This is a genomic window from Clostridium neuense (assembly GCF_045310695.1).
Lineage (GTDB): Bacteria > Bacillota > Clostridia > Clostridiales > Clostridiaceae > Clostridium_S > Clostridium_S neuense.
This window is the reverse complement of sequence record NZ_JBJIAA010000022.1, coordinates 23,658-43,381: the sequence shown is the minus strand read 5'-3', so window position 1 is coordinate 43,381 and position 19,724 is coordinate 23,658. Positions and strand designations below refer to the sequence as shown.

At 33.3% G+C, this 19,724-nt stretch carries 18 protein-coding genes; 16 read left to right on the top strand and 2 right to left on the bottom strand.

Going from position 1 to position 19,724, the window contains the following annotated elements; genetic code table 11:
- The first annotated feature begins 296 nt into the window (after positions 1–296).
- From ACJDT4_RS21010 to ACJDT4_RS20985, 6 genes are all read left to right on the top strand, one after another.
- Positions 297–632: a rubredoxin-like domain-containing protein gene (locus ACJDT4_RS21010; protein ID WP_406789561.1), complete on the top strand. Its 336-nt coding sequence runs from the start codon at positions 297–299 to the stop codon at positions 630–632.
- 83 nt (positions 633–715) lie between these two features.
- Complete coding sequence (locus ACJDT4_RS21005; RefSeq protein WP_406789560.1) at positions 716–1,579, top strand: pirin family protein; 864 nt, start codon at positions 716–718, stop codon at positions 1,577–1,579.
- Between the two features lie 159 nt (positions 1,580–1,738).
- Complete coding sequence (locus ACJDT4_RS21000; RefSeq protein ID WP_406789559.1) at positions 1,739–3,016, top strand: hypothetical protein; 1,278 nt, start codon at positions 1,739–1,741, stop codon at positions 3,014–3,016.
- 118 nt (positions 3,017–3,134) lie between these two features.
- Positions 3,135–3,569, top strand: a complete 435-nt coding sequence (locus ACJDT4_RS20995; RefSeq protein WP_406789558.1) for a hypothetical protein — start codon at positions 3,135–3,137, stop codon at positions 3,567–3,569.
- A 75-nt stretch (positions 3,570–3,644) separates the two neighbouring features.
- Positions 3,645–3,869: a hypothetical protein gene (locus ACJDT4_RS20990; protein WP_406789557.1), complete on the top strand. Its 225-nt coding sequence runs from the start codon at positions 3,645–3,647 to the stop codon at positions 3,867–3,869.
- A 42-nt stretch (positions 3,870–3,911) separates the two neighbouring features.
- Positions 3,912–5,228, top strand: a complete 1,317-nt coding sequence (locus tag ACJDT4_RS20985) for a hypothetical protein (protein ID WP_406789556.1) — start codon at positions 3,912–3,914, stop codon at positions 5,226–5,228.
- Between the two features lie 132 nt (positions 5,229–5,360).
- Here ACJDT4_RS20985 and ACJDT4_RS20980 read toward each other — a convergent pair whose 3' ends face one another.
- Positions 5,361–6,314, bottom strand: a complete 954-nt coding sequence (locus tag ACJDT4_RS20980) for a ketopantoate reductase family protein (RefSeq protein WP_406789555.1) — start codon at positions 6,312–6,314, stop codon at positions 5,361–5,363.
- Between the two features lie 178 nt (positions 6,315–6,492).
- Here ACJDT4_RS20980 and ACJDT4_RS20975 point away from each other — a divergent pair, with 178 nt between their 5' ends.
- The 6 genes from ACJDT4_RS20975 to ACJDT4_RS20950 all read left to right on the top strand — a co-directional run bounded on the left by ACJDT4_RS20975 (position 6,493) and on the right by ACJDT4_RS20950 (position 15,150).
- Positions 6,493–7,047 carry a MarR family winged helix-turn-helix transcriptional regulator gene (locus tag ACJDT4_RS20975; RefSeq protein ID WP_406789554.1) on the top strand — a complete coding sequence of 185 codons (555 nt, stop codon included), beginning with the start codon at positions 6,493–6,495 and terminating at the stop codon, positions 7,045–7,047.
- Positions 7,048–7,473: 426 nt separating this feature from the next.
- Entirely contained in the window at positions 7,474–8,199 is a 726-nt protein-coding gene (locus tag ACJDT4_RS20970) for a VCBS repeat-containing protein (protein ID WP_406789553.1), read from the top strand.
- Between the two features lie 375 nt (positions 8,200–8,574).
- On the top strand, positions 8,575–10,566 hold the full coding sequence (locus tag ACJDT4_RS20965) for a methyl-accepting chemotaxis protein (RefSeq protein ID WP_406789552.1): 1,992 nt from the start codon (positions 8,575–8,577) through the stop codon (positions 10,564–10,566).
- Positions 10,567–11,037: 471 nt separating this feature from the next.
- A complete protein-coding gene (locus tag ACJDT4_RS20960; protein WP_406789551.1) occupies positions 11,038–11,466 on the top strand; it encodes a MarR family winged helix-turn-helix transcriptional regulator in 429 nt (142 codons plus the stop codon).
- 88 nt (positions 11,467–11,554) lie between these two features.
- Positions 11,555–13,315 carry an ABC transporter ATP-binding protein gene (locus ACJDT4_RS20955; RefSeq protein WP_406789550.1) on the top strand — a complete coding sequence of 587 codons (1,761 nt, stop codon included), beginning with the start codon at positions 11,555–11,557 and terminating at the stop codon, positions 13,313–13,315.
- Positions 13,312–15,150 carry an ABC transporter ATP-binding protein gene (locus tag ACJDT4_RS20950; protein ID WP_406789549.1) on the top strand — a complete coding sequence of 613 codons (1,839 nt, stop codon included), beginning with the start codon at positions 13,312–13,314 and terminating at the stop codon, positions 15,148–15,150. The genes ACJDT4_RS20955 and ACJDT4_RS20950 overlap by 4 nt, the downstream gene beginning before the upstream one ends.
- 104 nt (positions 15,151–15,254) lie before the next feature.
- On the opposite strand, the gene ACJDT4_RS20945 is transcribed toward ACJDT4_RS20950, so the two are convergent.
- On the bottom strand, positions 15,255–16,214 hold the full coding sequence (locus tag ACJDT4_RS20945; protein ID WP_406789548.1) for an AraC family transcriptional regulator: 960 nt from the start codon (positions 16,212–16,214) through the stop codon (positions 15,255–15,257).
- 261 nt (positions 16,215–16,475) lie between these two features.
- Between ACJDT4_RS20945 and ACJDT4_RS20940 the strand changes: the two genes are divergently transcribed.
- From ACJDT4_RS20940 to ACJDT4_RS20925, 4 genes are all read left to right on the top strand, one after another.
- Complete coding sequence (locus tag ACJDT4_RS20940; protein ID WP_406789547.1) at positions 16,476–17,321, top strand: SDR family oxidoreductase; 846 nt, start codon at positions 16,476–16,478, stop codon at positions 17,319–17,321.
- 272 nt (positions 17,322–17,593) lie between these two features.
- Positions 17,594–17,767: a Spo0E family sporulation regulatory protein-aspartic acid phosphatase gene (locus ACJDT4_RS20935; protein ID WP_406789546.1), complete on the top strand. Its 174-nt coding sequence runs from the start codon at positions 17,594–17,596 to the stop codon at positions 17,765–17,767.
- A 309-nt stretch (positions 17,768–18,076) separates the two neighbouring features.
- Positions 18,077–18,493, top strand: coding sequence for an NAD(+)--rifampin ADP-ribosyltransferase (gene arr, locus ACJDT4_RS20930; protein ID WP_406789545.1), 417 nt, complete (start codon positions 18,077–18,079; stop codon positions 18,491–18,493).
- A gap of 543 nt (positions 18,494–19,036) precedes the next feature.
- Complete coding sequence (locus ACJDT4_RS20925) at positions 19,037–19,591, top strand: OB-fold protein (RefSeq protein WP_406789544.1); 555 nt, start codon at positions 19,037–19,039, stop codon at positions 19,589–19,591.
- Positions 19,592–19,724: the final 133 nt, after the last annotated feature.

Genomic DNA, 19,724 nt, shown 5'->3' with positions numbered 1-19,724 from the left:
CTAAAATACAGTCTTCTTATTTAGTGAAGTAATAATAAAAACTTAGTGATAGGCAAAAACGCCGTATTATTCAGAAAATGAATTTTACGGTGTTTTTGTGTTTATAAGATAATAATGTTCTTTTGCTATATAGGATATTTTGTAGCCTATCATACAATTAAAAATAAATTATGAAAATATATTGACATTGTAATGTATAAGTGAAATAATATACATATAGATAATAATCACTATTAGATAATAATTTGTACAAGTCATATAAAGGTGTTATGATTAAGTTAATAGGAGGGAAAATTATGAAAAAGTTATTTAAATGTTCAGTTTGTGGATTTATATTTGAAGGTGAAGCTGCTCCAGAAAAATGTCCAAAATGCGGTGTAGGAGCAGATAAGTTTGAGGAGCTTAGCAGTGAAGCTGCTGAAAAAATATATCGTTCAGATAAGACAAATGCAATACACATGGAAATTATAACTTTAGCTGAGAAGATAATAGCTCTTAGCAAGGAAGGTATAGAAGATAACTTAGATCCTAAATGTGTAGCTGCCTTTAATCAAGCTAAAGATGAAGCATGGATTATTAAACAGAGATCAAAGACTGAACTTGCAGGACATATGAATTTAGGCAAGTGGTAAAATATAAACTCTTATTAAAGGCTTGACATTACGTGTGTTAAGCCTTTAATAATATCAGAAATATTTTTCGAGAGGAGAACAATATGGATACATTGAGAAAAGTAATTAAAATAACGAAAGGAGAACCAGCTGTTGATGGTGCAGGTGTAAAACTGGTTCGTGTTATTGGGTATAGTGATGCTGAGGATTATGATCCATTTCTGATGTTAGATGCTTTTGATTCAGAAAATCCTAAAGACTATACAAAAGGGTTTCCATGGCACCCTCATAGAGGAATAGAAACAATTACCTATTTGATTCATGGAGATATTGAGCACGGAGATAGCCTTGGTAACAGAGGAAGCATTCTTGATGGTGAAGCTCAATGGATGACGGCTGGTTCTGGTATTATCCATCAGGAAATGCCTAAAGCAAGTAGATATATGCTAGGAGCTCAATTATGGTTGAATTTACCCGCCAAAGACAAAATGACAGAACCAAGTTATGGAGATATAAAGTATGAAAATATACCTGTGATTGATGAAAGCGGAACAAAGGTTCATGTGATTGCAGGAAACTATAATGGACATAAGGGTGCTTTTGAAGGAAAATATATAAAAGCGACCTATCTGGATGTTGAATTGCCTCGTAATAAGGAATGGCATTTCATAAATGATGCTGAAAATACTTTGTTTGTCTATATTTTCACCGGAAAAGCAATTTTTGATCCCCACAAGAGCGTGAATAATCCAGAAGATTTAGTGGATGAAAAGCAAGCTGTATTGTTCAGTCATGATAATAAATTTTGGATTAAGTCAGCAGATAAGGATGTACGTTTTATTCTTTTATCCGCTAAGCCGCTTAAGGAACCTATGGCTTGGGGTGGTCCAATTGTTATGAACACAAATAAAGAGCTCCAGTTAGCTTTTGAGGAGCTTGATAATGATACTTTTATAAAAAATCAATAAAGATAGTTAAGAAAGCAATAAAATTTTTTATAAAAAATAGCTTATTAAGGTTATAGTAAGCTATTTTTTTATTGCCAAAATTAGATTTATTATAGATATTAATTTATAATAGCTATAATAAATGAATTATTTATAGGCAGATAAAAGGTGATGATACAGTTGTTAAGCAAAATGTTTGGGAAAAATAAAATAGATATAATTCCAATAAAAAAATTAGAGAAAGATAAGAATTGCTGGGGTGGAGATGGTATTGTTTTTTACCTCAAAAATGGGAAGGGTATGCTTAGACAAAAATATGGGAGTAATGATACTGAGGGTTTATCTTGTTTAGTTTATGATAATATTCCGCTAAGTAAATTTCATGGAGATGAGTATTTTTGTCCAACTTGTGAGAAACTAATTTCTGCGGGATATGGGCTAGACAAAACTAATGATCAAACTATATCAAAATTAAGAGAAACTCTAAATCAACCTTTTGTTTCATTAGAACAAGCATTAAAGAATTTAGAGCCACTTCTAGGTCTTCTGCCATCAGGATATTATGCTTTGGCAGATTTGGAACTATTTCCTACAGATGGAGATGGAAAGTTCTTTTGGGCTATAGAAAATAAGCCTACACTCAATAAAGCATCATGTCAAATATATGATGATGGTAATTGGAGTGAAGATAGACCTAAATATATTTTACCAACTCAACCGCCAAGACTCTTTAATAATGATACAGCAGAATTTTATAGAAAGAATGAAAATTATAGAGCAATAGCATATTATTTAGACGGGTATTTATGTGCGTTGCTTGATGGACATCATAAAGCTGTTGCTGCTGCTTTGGAGAAAAGACCAGTAAAAACTTTAGTTATTCTACCTGCAACAGGAGTATTTTTACCTAGCCATAGTAATAAAAGTATTGAAGGTGGTCTAGTTATATCAGGAGAAACAATTTATGAAAATGAACTGCTAAGTAGTTTGAAAAAAGTTAGAGATTCTTTTCCAGACAATAGAATGTCAAAAAGTGAGATGGAAAATTATCTAAGTTTAAAGGATGAAAGCTTTGGAACATATAATTGGTCAGAAGATATTTTAAGAACAAGTGACTATTTTCCTAGTGCATTTACAGAAGCTTGCATTGAATGGGCAGGGGATTTATCTGATTCAAGACTTAATAAAATTATTACATATGAGGAAGCTTGTGATGATAGAACGTTATATTATATTGCTAAAGCATTATTTGAACTAAAAAACCCAAGATTCAAGCAATTAGCATTTTTTATTGGAAAAAATCAATCTTATGTTTCTATATGGAATGAGGTATATTCTTTAATTGCAGAGATTAAAGATGAAGAAGTTGAAAATTTCTTTGTAGAATTCTTAGTAAATGATGAAAAATTAAGGCCAGATATAACTAAAATAGTAGATGATTATTTTAAAGTACAATAAAATAGTTATAAAAATGGAATATAATAAAGTGAATGGTGGCAATATCCATGAAATTGGAAGAAGTACGTAAGATATAGTCTAATAATTTTGTAAAACTTGAAGTTGAGGAGAATTATTTATGGATGCAAAAAAGTATGAAGATTATAAAAATCAATTAGTAGAAAAATTAATGGAATTTCTCAATAAGTTGAACAGTTTGGAGAAAAAATATAACGTCATGGAACAGGAATTTAACGATTCCTATGAGGGCAATCAGATTCCTGAAGAACTGGTTGATAAGGGAAGAAGGATATGGAAGGAATTTAGCCAGAAGAAAAGAGAAATTTTGCGAGAATATTGTACTGAGAAAATTAGCGAAGCATCAAGGATAGGGGGATGTATGGGGGAACCAACACAGTTTTATTTTATTGATAAGGAACACGACTTGCAATTTATAATGAAAACAGAAAAAAAGCTGTTATTGAAATTAACTATGAAGAATGGAAAGGTTCTTGTTTTGGTAAACAATTTATTTTTTCGCCAACAAAAGATGGTTGGAAAATTAATAGTATAAAAGAACGACTTGGAAAAGATGAAAGTTGGTCTAAAACATATATGTAGTTATTAAAGAAGGGGGAATATATGAGATATGAAGTTAGTAAATGGATGTGAATTATATAAGATAACCGACACTGAATATGTTTATTACTATAGGAGCAAAGAGAATTATGGACCGTGGGTTACAGTAAAAAAATCTGCTATGGGAAAGTGGTATTACATTAGATTAAATGATGTAAGTGTATCGGACGAGTATGAAGATTTCGAGGTGTGCATCAATGTGGCTTATAACGATATGGTTCGCTCGAAATATTAGTAGAGGTAGTGATTTTTGTAATGTATTATGGAGGAGTAAACTATGGGATTAATGGAGTTAAATGAAGATAGTATTAGAACGAATAGAGTTGTAATTAGAAGACAATGGGATGAACTAAGACTTGCAGTGGATGCAGCAATATTTCCACTATATTGTACAAGGTGCAATCATCCACAGCCTAATTTATATGTCCATTGTGGTTCTAGATATGGACAGGTTGGAACTGCAAAGTGCTGTAAATGTGGAGGAGAAATCCATGTAATTGACAACGATAATATTGTGAATTCTATTTTTATTAACAATTATCCAAGCAATGAAATTTTCTTTAGTAAACTTTATTTGTTGGATGTAAAATATCTAAAGCAACTTGGAAAAGAACATTTTAATAATATTAAAGCTGCATTGTTAGAACTTGCAGAACAAGATAGATTTATTGCTGTTGACAGATTAAGAACAATTGTAGAAAATGAAATGAATATTTTGACAACAGGTATGAAAAAGTATGTGACAGATGAAAGATTTTTAATTTTGCCAGAGGATATTAATAGGTGGATTGAGGCATTGGAGAATGCTGGCATAAAGCATTTGCCAGTCAAAGAGTGTAAAGAGTCTAGTGATATTAGTAAGAAAAGGGGAGTTTTAATGGGATTATTTGATAAATTAAAAAAGCATGGACAAAAAATAACATCAGAAAATAAAAATATTAAATATACTTCTAATATTAATTTGGGACAGCTTGGTTTCATGGAGCAGCTTGACCGCGACATAGTAGTGATAAGTGATGATGAAAATATTGAAATAGATAGAGCTGTGCATATGTGTATTTCCCAGGAAGCCTTAAATCAAACTTTACAGGAGTTTAAACGGGCGAAGCAAAAAGAGTATCAGTTCATTCAGCTGCCTCTTGGAATGGCAGTAGATAATGTGATTCAGAAGACTTCTTTCGATGCTCTTATAATTCGTGGTCTTACACCACAGGCGCTTATTATTACCAAAGAAGATTTAATGCCTATAAAGGATTTGATTGATTCCTTTTGCATTATGTATGCAGCAGCTAGAAATAGAATTAGTAATGAAAAGGCATTTGAACTCATGAAGGATAAGGTGGTATATATTCTTGGAACATTGCCTACTATTAGCATGAAATCTGAAGGGAAATTTGGTTTTGATATAATTAAGCGAAAAGCAGAAGATGGCGAAGAATATGAATCTGTTAAGTGTTTTTTAACGATGGAAAGTGCAAATAAATATAATGGTGGCAAAAGCGAAATTACTCCAGTAGCAGTTAATCAAATTAAGCATTTCTTTGGTTCTATTATTATTGAGCCACATAGAAATTATTGGGTTGAGTTTAGATAAGTAATCCAAGCAAGCTTGTGGAGTATGGTTGCTTGTAATCTACTGTGTAGGAAAATTTATAAAATGAAAATAACATTGGGTATTTCAAGCACCCAATGTATGTTTATGTATACATTTGTGTAAAAATAACCGTTAGCAGTGGTTGTCAAGAAAAGCAATTGCTTGATTGCGTAGATTATCCCAAGCGGGCATAGACACACCTGCTTTTCTTTTGAGTTCTTCAAATTTTTGATCCAACGCAGACATTTCTGGAACTGCGTGAGAACAATGAGTGCTAATAACATATTTTCCGGCCGGAGTTTTTACCATTAAATAAAGTAACCTCTGCTTTTTTTTACGTTTTTCTTTGTAAGCTTCCTCTTCTCCATCCGGTCGAATCGGATACCCAAGTTTTTTTAGCATTTTATGAGCCTCCGAAGTGGCATCAATTGCCAGACGGATTTGTTCTTTACTTGTGCGTCTTAAATTACAATCTACACTATAGCAAATATATGCAGTTGGCAATATATGCGCTGCATGAGATAAAAGCCACCCCTCCATATTTTGTTCCCATGTCAATTGGTATCCTGTGTTATTAAATGCAGTAATAATGAACTTTTGAAAGTCTGAAGTTAAATGCCCATTTAGACCACCAACTGTCATTCCAACATGAAAAGAGTGCATGCTGATGACCTTACCGTTTTCTCTGCGTCCACCAGTCCCCTGAAAACCAAAAGCAATTTCTTTTTCTGCAGTAGATAGATTTTTTATTTGTTCCGCACAATTCAATGGAGTCATATTGTTTCCTACTAGCACGATATAGTGGCTTACATTGTTTGCTATCTGTTGTAAGACATTCAATATTTGATTATATTGCATTGTTACAAAAATTAAATCATATTTGTCGTCTGTGTTTAGTTTTTCTATTGTATTAACAGAGTCTTTTGTTGTATGCAGCTGACCATAATGTTGTACAACTAGACCATTTTTTTCTATGCTCTGTTTCCAATTTCCTCGTGCTAGAATCGTAACATCATTTTTTCCTTTACACAATTCATGCGCTAGTTCACATCCGATTACTCCTGCGCCATAAACTAAAATTCTCATATAAATCATTTCCTTCTTTCTATAATATAAAATAATAGGAGAATATTTTATTTAGTCAACATGTTTACTATATCGTTATTTATTCAATTTGTCAACATGTTGACTATATAGAAATTTTATGTTATACCATTTATAGTGATATTTTTGCTTTACATAACGAAAAGGTGGGAGATATAAAATGGATTTTAATCATTATAAAAAGGAACTTGAGATTTTAGATGATATGCATCAAGCCTTTAGCCTTCTTTTTATAGCTTTAAATAAAATACAGGTAGAAGCGGATTCACAATTAGAAAGTCTTACTTTAAGGCAACTGATGCTGTTAATTGCAATCGCTCATCTAGAACCGAGGGAAGCAACAATCGTAAATATAGCCAATACTCTTGGAACAAGCAAACAGAATGTAAATCGTCTCGTAAGCAATATGGTTAATGTTGGATATCTTTCTAGTAAACCGAGTGAAACTGATAAAAGAAGTGTAAATATCAGTATCACAGAGATGGGGCTATCCGTAATGCAAAAAAACGCTATCAATTCAAACAGATATTTTCTGAATCTCTTTAAGAGTTTTACAAAAGATGAAATTGCAGCGTTTCGTAAAGCTCTAGAAAAACTAGCCAACCATGATTATATCGATCAAAAGCACTTTGAAGAGAAAGTTGAAATTGATATTGGAAAAGAATCAAAGGATATGGAGAAATTTTTGGAACAGATTAGAGAAGAATTTTTATAAAATCACTAAAATCCAGTTGATATGTTTCATCAAACTAGAAATTAGCATTTAGTACGCTAATATTAGTAAATAAAGGTTGACATAGGAGTAGTTGATGAAGTAGATATAAAAATGATTGAACTAGGCTTGCAGTAAGTCGTTCTGATAAAAATAAAATAATTTATGTAGGTGCAGTTAAGCAAGATAAAGTTAAATATTATCAAAAGACTGGTTTTAAAACAGGAGAATCTAGAAGATGTATGAAGGGCAATATAGGAAGTTCAAACCAGCTTCAAGCTTTAGCAGGGCAATTAGGAATTGAAATAAGCAAATTTAAAATTAATTAATATTGATAGAGTTTAGGATGCATTTTAAATAAAAAATGTAGCAAACTACTCTACTACTTCATAAGATATTTTGAAAACTAATAATAAAAATGGAGTTATCATGTATAATTGTTGTTTCAGGCAAGCTACTCTATATACTAGAGTTGTTTCTTATGGGCGTGGAGATGTAAATGGCGACAAAATACCTGATAATGTGTATTTGACTGCTGTAAAGACGCAAGATAGTCCTTTTGAACAAAATATCACGCTTGTAATTCAAGATGGAGCTACAAGAAGGTTTACAAGCATACCTCTTAAAGCAAATGCAGGCTACGATCCAAAGCTGTTTTTGGCTGATTTTACAGGTGACAAGGTGAAGGATATTAAGATAAGCATTTTTTCCGGCGGCAGCAGTGGATATACTTTTCACTATATTTATTCCTTTGTAAACAATATACCAAAGCTAATCTTTGACTTTGAAGCATATAATGAGGAATATAAATATGATATTACCTTCAAAAATAATTACAAGGTTGAAGCTTTAAGCATGAAAAACAAAGAAAAATACATTATAGATATATCCCTTAGGGACAAAGATTATTTGAATGAAACATATGATGCAAATGGAGTTTTAAAGCAGCCAATAAGCGGTTTTGTAGATCCAATAAGCAACCTTTATCCTGTGGATTATGATTTAGATGGAGTATATGATCTAATGGCCTATCAAAAAATAGCTGGAAGATCTAATGTTGACGGTTTGGGTTATTTTTTGAATATCTTAAAATGGAAGGATAATAAGTTTGATTTATATGATCAGAATGTAGCTATTTTTGGAGTTCAAGTATAGGAGCGTATCCATTTTCCTAAAGTAATATTATAATAATATGGGCTATTCATTTCCCACTTATAGAAGCTGGGAGGTGAATAGCCTATTTAGTTAAAATTAATTTTTGTATTAGGATTAAAAGGTGAAATATATATTCAATAAGAACTATTATTCATTTCTGGTATAACTCTTATTTCGACATAAAATTTCATAATTTCATAATACCTGTATATTAACATATGATTTTTTGCAATATTTAATATTTTAATAATTAAAACTTGTGAAACTTTTGCTAAAAATATGAAGAATTAAGTCGAAAAACATTCAGAGTTGAGTGCATATTTCGATAATAAAGAAATACATATAATTGTATGAATTAGAATGGAGGAAAGAGGTATGAAATTAAGAAATAAGTTTATTATTTTATTTACAGTTTTTGCTATAATCCCTTTAATTGTATCTGGATTTATAATTAATTCAATTGTGCAAAGGTCTAATAAAAGTGATGCGCACACTAGGTTAAATGAGGAATTATTAGTGTCGCAAAAATCTATGGAAGGGAACATAGAAATGCTGAAAAATCTTGCCTTAGATAGTCAAAAGGATGAAACCTTAATAAAGTACTTTAGTAATAATACTTCAACAGAATTGAAGCAGCAAGTATCAGACAAATATGCAGGAGTATTAACTAGATATGGTGTTTTTGCTAATATAGTTTTTATTAGTAGTGATGAAAAACGTTTAACTGATGCTTTAAAAAGTGGGGTTGAAAAGGATAAGTCGCCAATGCCAGACTATTTAGCAAAGGTTAAGAGTACAAAAGAAATGGTGGTTTCTAGTATTAGAAAAAGTAGCAGTACTGGAAAATCCATATTTGCAATATGCGTTCCTATTTTAAGTAGTGATAATCAAATAATTGGATATATCATATATGCTGTGGATCTGGAAAAGTTATCAAATAAATATGTGACTAACATTAAGATTGGATCATCGGGGTATATTTTTGCTATACAAGAGGATGGGACAACTGTAATACATCCTAATAAGAATGAAATATTTAAGAAAGGTTTTCTCAAAATAGATGTTTCAAAAGAAATTCTAAATAAAAAATCTGGAATTGCAGAATATGAATATAACAATATTAAAAAATTGGCAGCATACAATGAAGACAAGTCCATGAGCTTAATATATGTAGCAACTATACCAACATCTGAATTTATGAAAACATCAAAAGCAGTTACTAACTTACTTATAATTATAGTTGGAATAGTTATAATTATTTCAATTGTGCTTGCAGTAGCAATTTCAAAAAAATTTACTGATGGTATTAATGGTGTCGTGAAAGCAATGGAAATTATAGCTACTGGTGATTTTACAATTAAAACAGATATTAAGGGTGATGATGAAGTTGCTCTTATGGGAAAGAGAATAAATAACACAATGGAAAAGTTGAGATTTACCATATCTGGAGTTAAAGAAAGTAGTTCAAAGGTTAGTGATTTATCAGGTAATCTTACAAACAATTCAAAGGAAATGTCCATAGCAGTAAATGAAGTGGCAACAGCAATTGGAGAAATAGCTAGTAGGGCGGTAAATGAAACTAGTCAGCTTCTAGATATAACAAAGGAATTGGAAGAATTTGATAATGACTTGAATGATATATATTATAAAGTTTCAGAGGTTAATACAAGCAGTAAATCGGCAGAAGAAAAAGCGGTAGTTGGAAAGGATTTTGTTGAATCGTTGACAGTATCTATTGATAGTGTAAAAAATTCATTTTCTATGGTTAGAACTAAGATTAATGGTTTAGGGAATACTGTAGGCGAAATTGGGAAAATAACAGATTCGATTAATGAAATCTCAGGGCAAACTAATCTTTTGGCTTTAAATGCGGCTATAGAGGCAGCAAGGGCAGGGGAGCATGGTAAAGGATTTGCAGTTGTAGCAGATGAAGTTAGAAAATTAGCAGAAGAGTCAAGTAAATCAGCAGCAGAAATCATGAATTTAATAAATTTAGTTAGTGGAGAAACCGCAGAAGTTATTGATACTTCAAAGGAGATGGATGAACTAATTGGTGAGCAGGCAAAGGTTATTGGAAAAACAATTGAATCCTTTGATGATATATTAAAATCGGTTCAAGATATTACACCAATGGTAGATGAAACTTATAGTTCTGTAAAAAAGGCAATTAAGGTTAAGGCTACGGTGGTAAATAAAGTTGAAGATATAGTAGCTGATTCCAAAGAAGTATCAGCTTCAACAGAACAAATATCAGCATCAGCAGAGGAAATGGCATCTTCTATAGAAGAAGTTTCTGGAGTTGCTTCACAATTGGATAAATCAGTAGAGGATTTAGTTAGTAAGGTTGATGGATTCAAGGTGGAGTGATTCAAGTGATTAATGGTGTTATAGAAAGATAACATGAAACTTCAAAATTGCATAATCCAAAATTATCCTTACAAACTGGAATTTGAAAGAAAGAGTAGAGAGTAGAGAGCAGAGAGTAGAGTGAAGGATGATTTTTCTCTGCTATGCTTCGAAAAATCTAAAACTTATTGCGCCCAAGGCGTTTAAAATATAGTGTTCAGCGGAGCTGACACTATTAAGTTCTAAGATTTACCTGAGAGAAGCGAAAGGCAAATTCACATTCACTCTACTCTCTACTCCTTATTCTCTACTCTTCTTCAAATTCCAGTTTATTGGGATGAATTTGGCAGTGGTAATTTTAATATTCCAAGTTGCCATCTATATAAGATTGTTAGGCAAAATAATTATTATAATGTATTAGTATTGACAAAATACCTAACAGTGTATATACTTAATAGTGTTAGATAATATTCGGCTCAAGAAGGTGAAAAAATGGATTATGAAAGTTTAGCACATGATTTTATGGAGGTAATGCATCACATGCACGGAAGAAATCCTCAGAAGAGGGTTAACGATTCCTTGCATGGTGAAAATTTTGTACTCTCCTATATTTCAAGCCATGAGGGAAATGTGATTCCAAGTGATATAAGTAATGCTATGGGAGCAACTTCAGCTAGAATTGCAGCAGCACTTAACAGTTTGGAGAAGAAGGGGCTAATTTCACGAAGAATTGATGTTGAAGATCGAAGAAGAATTTTAATTGATTTAACTGATGCCGGAAGAGAGCATGTACACGAGCAGAATCAAAAGATGATGAATTTCGTAACCAATATGCTTAAGTATCTCGGAGAAGACGATGCAAAGGAGTATATCCGGATTATGAAAAAGCTGGCTAATAGAAATCCAGAAGATTTTATATAGTATGCAGTCACGCTGTGTGACTGTATACATTATCATAAATTGCTAACAGTATTAGTAAACAACACTGTTAATAAAAGGAGGAAAAAACATGATTAAATTATTAAAACGTCTGAGAATGAAAGAGTGGATTCAAGCATTTGCCAGTCTGGTATTTATAGTAGTACAGGTCTGGCTAGATTTAAAACTTCCAGATTATATGTCTGATATTACAAAGTTTTTGCAAACACCAGGAAGTGAGATGTCAGACATATTGTTAGCCGGTGGAAAGATGATGCTTTGTGCCTTGGGAAGTTTTGCAGCTGCTGTAGTGGTAGGATTTTTTGTTGAAAGAATTGCGGCTTCTTTTTCAAAGACACTTAGAAGCCTTTTGTTTTCTAAGGTAGATTCTTTTTCAATGGAAGAGATCAACCGTTTTTCAACAGATAGCCTGATAACTCGATCAACGAATGATATTACTCAAGTGCAGATGCTTGTTGCTATGGGCTTACAGACGCTAATCAAGGCACCAATCCTAGGAGTATGGGCAGTTGCAAAAATTGAGGGAAAAGGGTTCGAGTGGACGGTTGCTACTGGAGTGACTCTTGGAATTATGGTTATTGTCATAGTTATGATTATGATTTTCGTCATGCCAAAGTTTAAAAAAATGCAAGTTCTTACTGATAATCTCAACCGTGTAACAAGAGAAAATCTTACAGGACTTAGGGTTGTAAGAGCATATAATGCAGAAAAGTATCAAGAAAAAAAGTTTGAAAATGCAAACGAAGAATTAATGGCTACGCAGCTATACACCAGCCGAGGTATGGCTGTTATGATGCCGATGATGACAACCCTTATGAGTGGATTGTCCCTGGCTATTTACTGGATTGGGGCTTATCTTATTAACGGAGCAGAAGCTATGAATCGTTTGAAACTATTTTCTAACATGGTGGTGTTTTCTTCTTATGCTATGCAGGTATTTATGCCTTTCTTGATGCTTGTAATGATTTTTATCATGCTGCCAAGAGCATCTGTATCTGCAAAACGCATAAATGAAGTGCTGGAAACAGAACCTTCAATTATAGATGGACGTGTAAAGGAAGGAAATAAGGAAATGGAAGGGCAGGTTGAATTCCGAAATGTTAGTTTCAAGTACCCAGGAGCTTCTGATTATGTTCTGGAAAATATAAGCTTTACTGCAAAGAAGGGAGAAACAGTTGCTTTTATTGGCTCAACGGGTAGTGGTAAGAGTACACTTATCAGCTTGATTCCAAGATTTTATGATGCGACTGAAGGTGATGTTCTGGTAGATGGTGTAAGTGTGAAGGAATATACGCAGGAAACTCTGCATAATAAAATTGGGTATGTTCCACAGAAAGTAGTAATGTTTCGAGGAACGGTAAGTAGTAATGTAGGTTACGGTGACAACGGAAAGAAAAAGCCAGTAGATGAGGAAATAAGGTCCGCGGTGAGAATTGCACAGGGAAGCGAGTTTGTAGAAAAAATGGAAAATCAATATGAAGCAGACATTTCCCAGGGAGGAACAAATGTGTCAGGCGGTCAGAAACAGCGTTTAGCCATAGCACGGGCAGTTTGTCGTAAACCAGAAATTTATATTTTTGATGACAGTTTTTCGGCACTGGATTATAAGACTGACCGAGTATTAAGGTCAACGTTGAAAAAGGAAACATCAGGAGTAACTAACCTTATTGTTGCCCAGAGAATCGGCACTATTATGGATGCGGATAAGATTATTGTTCTGGATGAAGGTAAAATAGTTGGTAAGGGCACACACAAAGAGCTTTTAAATACCTGTGAGGTTTATAAAGAAATAGCCATGTCACAATTAAGCGAGGAGGAATTGATATCATGAGTGAACAAAATTTTAAGGATAGTTCAAGTAAAAGAGGGACTATGGACAGAAGAGTAAAAAAACCGAAAAGTTTTATGGAGACTATGGGTAAACTGGCAGGGTACTGTAAAAAATATATACCAGCAATATTGATTGCATGGATTGCTGCTACGGCTGGAACGGTGCTGCAGATTATCGGACCGGATAAATTAAAAGATTTAACCAATGAAATTATGAAGGGTCTTCCAGCAATGATAAAAGGAAATCAGGTGATTGGAAGTATTAATATGAATGTGATTTCTAAAATTGCATGGACACTGGCAGTGCTTTATGGTATTTCAATGCTTTTGAATTATTTACAGAATATGATCATGGCAAAGGTAACCCAGGTTATTTCCAAGAAGATGCGAACGGATATTTCGCAAAAAATTAATCGTCTGCCGCTTAAATATTTTGATTCAACTAGTATTGGAGATGTCTTGAGCCGTGTAACAAACGATGTAGATGCAATTGGGGAATCACTTAATCAAAGTATTGGTACACTTATTACTTCAGTTACAATGCTGATAGGTTCTCTTGTTTTGATGGTCTATAGCAACTGGATTCTGGCATTGACTGCTGTAGGAGCAAGTGCTTTTGGAATTGTTTTTATGCAAATCATCATGAAAGGTTCACAAAAATACTTTATGGAACAGCAGGAAGCCTTGGGCCGTATCAACGGTCATATTGAAGAGGTTTATACAGGACATAATGTTGTTAAGGTCTATAATGGAAGCAGTGAAGCTAAAGAAATCTTCGAAAAGTACAACACAAATTTGTATGGAAGTGCGTGGAAATCTCAATTCTTATCTGGATTAATGATGCCTCTCATGAGCTTTATGGGAAACTTCAGCTATGCAGCAGTCTGTGGAGTTGGTGCAGCACTAGCTATGGATGGAAAAATTACCTTCGGTGTCATTGTAGCATTTATGATGTATGCTAAATTATTTACACAACCACTGTCACAAATGGCAATGGCAATGACAACTTTGCAAAGAACTGCAGCAGCAAGTGAACGTGTTTTTGAGTTTCTTGATGAAGCTGAATTGAAAAATGAGTCAGAAAAGCAGAGTAAGCTTGCTAAGGTTAAAGGAAATGTTGAATTCAAGAATGTTAAATTTGGATATACACCGGATAAGACAATTATTAATAATTTTTCAGTTGATATAAAAGCAGGACAGAAGGTGGCAATCGTTGGACCGACCGGAGCAGGAAAGACCACCATAGTAAATCTGCTTATGAGATTTTATGAACTTAATTCAGGAGAAATATGTATTGATGGTGTTCCTATTCACAAGGTGCCAAGAGAAAATGTACATGAGCAGTTTAGTATGGTATTACAGGATACCTGGATTTTTGAGGGAACCATAAAGGAGAATATTATATACAACAAGCAGGGAGTTACAGAAGCAGAGGTAATAAAAGCATGTAAAAGTGTTGGGCTTCATCATTTTATCAAAACTTTACCAAATGGCTACGATACTATGCTTAATGATAAAACAAGTCTTTCAGAAGGGCAGAAACAGCTCATTACTATAGCAAGGGCAATGATACAAAATGCTCCATTATTAATACTAGATGAGGCTACAAGTTCGGTGGATACACGTATGGAACGAATAGTACAAGCAGCTATGGATAGACTTACCGTTGGAAAAACCTCCTTTGTTATTGCTCATCGTCTGTCAACAATAAAAAATGCAGATATTATTCTAGTAATGAAGGACGGCGATATTATCGAAAGTGGAAGCCATGAGGAACTGCTTGCAAGAGAAGGCTTTTATGCAGAACTATATAACAATCAGTTTGAGGCGGCGTAATTTATGCATAGAGGTAATTTTTTTCTGCTTACTACGAATTATACAGCATAGTTCTCTAGGTTTCTAGAAATATTATTTATGTTTACCCATGACAGATGGAGTTGTCAGAACGGTATTTGTGCCTGCATTCTCATTTTCTTAATGTCTCTTTTTGGAGGACTTCCAAAAAAGTTTGAGTAATCACGACTAAATTGAGAGTCACTGATATATCCTACCAAATGGCAGGCGGTAGTTGCATCTATTTGGCGAGATAACATTAAATGTCTCGCTTCATGGAGCCGAAGGGATTTTTGGTATTGCAGCGGGCTCATATTAGTAAGTGACTTAAAATGCCGGTGAAATGCGGATGTACTCATGTTTGAAAGCTTTGCAAGGGCTGCAATTTTTATTGGCTTTGCAAAATTCTCATTCAGCCAGGAAATTGCTTTTGTAATCTGTTGTGATTCGGAATTTGAGAAACCAATTTCAGCGATATGATCGCCGATGGGACTGCAAAGTAGGCGCATTAAAATTTCGTCAATTATGAAAGGAGCAAGAAGTTTTGTATCTTTCGGGCTCTTTAATAATTGTAGAAGCCTTGAAAAAGCACTTACAATATTTATGTCAATATCAGTGAAATAGTTAACATTCATTTTTTGTGCTTTAGGTAAACCGTGTGGGTACACTTTGGGGATAAGAGAAGATATTCTTTCAGGATTAAGCTCCATTCTTATGCCAAGATAAGGTCTTGAAGGACTAGCTTCTATGGTTTGAAGAGTAATTGGCATAGCAATGGGAACAATATGCATATGTGTTCCGTCATTATGATATATTTCATTTCCGATTGTAACGAGAGTAACACCTTGTAGTGCTATGCCTAAAGATGGCAAGTAAAGGCTTTTGACATTCTTAGCACTAGGATGTGAAAACCGCCCTACATATAGACCAGGGATATTAAGAGGAAAGCCACCATCTTTAGGAGTGAGATCTTCTATTAAATGTGTAAGTCGATTTATTTCAAATGAAAGCTCATCCTTGGTATTATATGGAGTTGAGCCTGATAAGTGTTCATTATTTATGGCCATGTTTAATGAGTACCTCCTCGGTATGATTTTTAAATGTGAATATGATTTTTATATTTTTAATTATATCATGGTAGGATTAAGAAAATATATAAATTGAAGCTGTTTCTATTTATGAAGCAGGATTAGGCAAAAAAACAAATTTTAATAGGCAACCTCATGAGATTAATTTGTCCTATAATGTTTCTAGAGTTCAAAAACATAAGCATTGATGCAATTTTATAATTTTATTATGATTTTATAATTATTCAAGGAGGAATTTTTATGCAAATTTTTGTAACTGGAGCAACAGGTTATATTGGTTCAGCGGTTGTACAAGAACTAATTCAGGCTGGGCATAAAGTGATTGGCTTAACACGTTCAAAAGAGGGGGTCAAAAAATTAGAAAATGTTGGAGCAGAAGCACTGATTGGAACGCTTAAAGATACGGAATGCCTTTGTAAAGGGGCTTCCATGGCAGAAGGTGTCGTTCATTTGGCCTTTTCACATGATTTTTCAGATTTTGCAGGATCGCTTGCAGCTGATTTAAATGTAATTAACACAATAGGTGAAACTCTTATAGATACTGGGAAACCATTTGTGACCACTGCTCATGCTAATGGGGATGCATCGGATAAGGCTACATTAGCGTTAGCTGATAGAGGAGTTCGCTCTGCTGTCATTAGTCTTGCGCCTTCAGTACATAGTGATGCGGATAGCCATGGATTTATTCCACGACTTATAAGTATTGCACGCTCAAAAGGAGTATCTGCATATGTTGAAGATGGAACTAACAGATGGCCAGCTATTCATAGACTTGATGCTGCTAAGCTTTATCGTCTGGCAATTGAAAAAGCACCTGCCGGTTCATATTTTACTGGAAGAAGCGAAGAAGGAATTCCTTTTCGTGAAATTGCCAGTGCTATCGGAAAACACTTAAATATTCCAGTGGTAAGCATTTCGCGTGAAGAAGCTGATGAGCATTTTGGATTTCTTGGTGCGTTGGCTGCACTTGATTTTCCAAGCGTAGCGCCGGGAAACTCTGCACAAACAAAAGAAATTTTGGGATGGAAGCCAGTGCAACCAGGCTTGATTGCAGATTTGGAACTAGGTCACTATTTTAGCATGTAGTGTGCTGCACTACAAAAGCATGCTATTAGAGATACTCGAAATGGGTATCTCTTTTTAGATCTCAAAAGGGTGTTCAATTACAAAGACAAGACTCGAAGTGGCAGGCTTTATGCACATTAAAATAAATATAAAGATAGGCACTGGTAGAAATATTGGTGCTTATTTTTATTTGTAACTTAAACAAAATATTACAGAATTAATATGAAAAATCCAATTTACTATATATTATGACTGCCTTCTTTCTTAAAATGTTTTTGAAAGGAGGTTTTAAAATGTCGAAAATTCAGGACATAGAAGTAGAAATACAAAGATTAAGAGAAAAGTTGACAGAACTAATTGAACAAAAAGAAAATCTGCTTAATCCAGAAGTTATCGCTGCAAGCAAAGTACTAGATTCTAGTCTAAATGAATACAGCGAAATAATTAGTGAAAGAGTAGAAAAGTAGCAAAAAGAGAGGCCAAATAGGCCTCTCTTTTTGTATAAAAAATTATCATCCTAATATATAATTTCTTAATTACTTGAGAAATAAATTAATCTCCCATTTTAATTATAGCATATGAAATTTTTAAATAACAGGCTTATAATTTGTGCTTATTGTGTGTATCATAGGAACAGATATCACTTTATGAAGAATTGTTTGTTATGATCGAGTTAATTCCCCTGAAATTTACTATAGAAAACCTATAAAAAATGCTGTTCATCAATTTTTTTAATTCTATAGTGTTATGCATAAATATAAAAGGAGTGTATCAGCATGAATGACAAAAAAGATGTTTTAGATAGTGGTCCTTTTTTTCATGGTACTAAAGCAGAACTAAAACTTGGAGATTTATTAGAACCACAACATTTATCAAATTACCAAAATAAAAAATCTAACTATATTTATTTTACTGCAACGTTAAATGCGGCTAAATGGGGTGCTGAATTAGCGACATCTAAATCAAAAGAAAGAATTTATATTGTAGAACCATTAGGTGAATTTGAAAATGACCCGAACTTAACTGACAAAAAATTCCCTGGAAATCCGACACGTTCATATAGGTCTAAATCTCCCTTGAAAATAATAGCCGAATTAGGTTCATGGGAAAGACATTCTGATGAAGAAATAAATCATATGCTTTCATTTTTAAAAAAGTTAAATGAAGAAGGAAAAAATGTAATATATGACTAATCCATAAATATTTAATTCGCGGCATTGCAAGTTTTATTTATGTTGTAAAATCAACATTATTCTTCACCCTAGGATTCTTGTTTAATTCTCTGTACCAATAGGGGATAGAAATATACTAGCATGCTTATAATCTCCTATACAATGGTTATCTAGTTCCGTCAATTACTTTAACTGTACTGATGCCCTTATACTCAGGTTTACCTAACATTGCTGAACCAATTGAATCCTTAATTAGCTGTTATCGATCCATTTGTACATAACGTATAAAACTACTGTTGAACCTAGCACTTAACCAACACCTCCCCTTACTCAGAACTTAAATCCTACGGAGTTGGGGAAGAGGTGCAACCTTATGAGCAAGAAGAAGCATCTCCGTCTAGGAATAATAATGCAAAATGATGTAGCTAGGCAGATTAGAAGCTATTTATTTAATGTTGAGGATAAGTTTTCTTATAGTCCCATTAATCCTTTCTATAAATGTTCACAAAAAAATAGTATAATACCCCTTGTCATATTATATTGTAAAGGGTGGATGGAGAACAAATGAGTGAAAACAAAAGTTTAACTTCATGTAAAGCATGTGGCAAAGAAATTGCAAAAGGTGTAAAGAAATGCCCTCATTGTGGTAAAGACCAAAGAAATTTCTTTATGAAACACAAAATAATAACTGTAATATTAGCACTTGTAATATTAGGCGGTATTGGTTCGGCAATGGGCGGAAATAAAAATGCTACAACATCTACGAATACTACTGATACGAAGAAAACTGAGAAAAAAAAGGTAGAAGCAATCACTGTTTCAGCTGTTGATTTAGCTAAAGCCTATGAGGACAATGAAGTAAATGCAGATAAGAATTATAAAGGTAAAACAGTTTTAACAAGTGGTACAATAAATGATATTGGTGTTATTGCTGGACAAACTTTTATTGTACTTTCATCAGGAAAAGATTTTGCAGTAACAAATGTTCAATGTTTCTTTAAAGAAAAGGGAGAAATTGATAAAATATCAAACTTGAAAAAAGGCGATACTGTTACAATACAAGGAGTTGTTGATGGAAAGTCAATGAATGTTGGAGTTAATAACTGCGTATTAAAGTAGTTATAGCTTAAAAACAAAATATAAATTATAACATTAAGATAGCATTGACTATAACAGGTTAGTGTTATTCTTTTTTTTATGCTGTTTTATCTGGGAAGTGTATAACCAAATAAGGATGATTTCTTCTCCACCC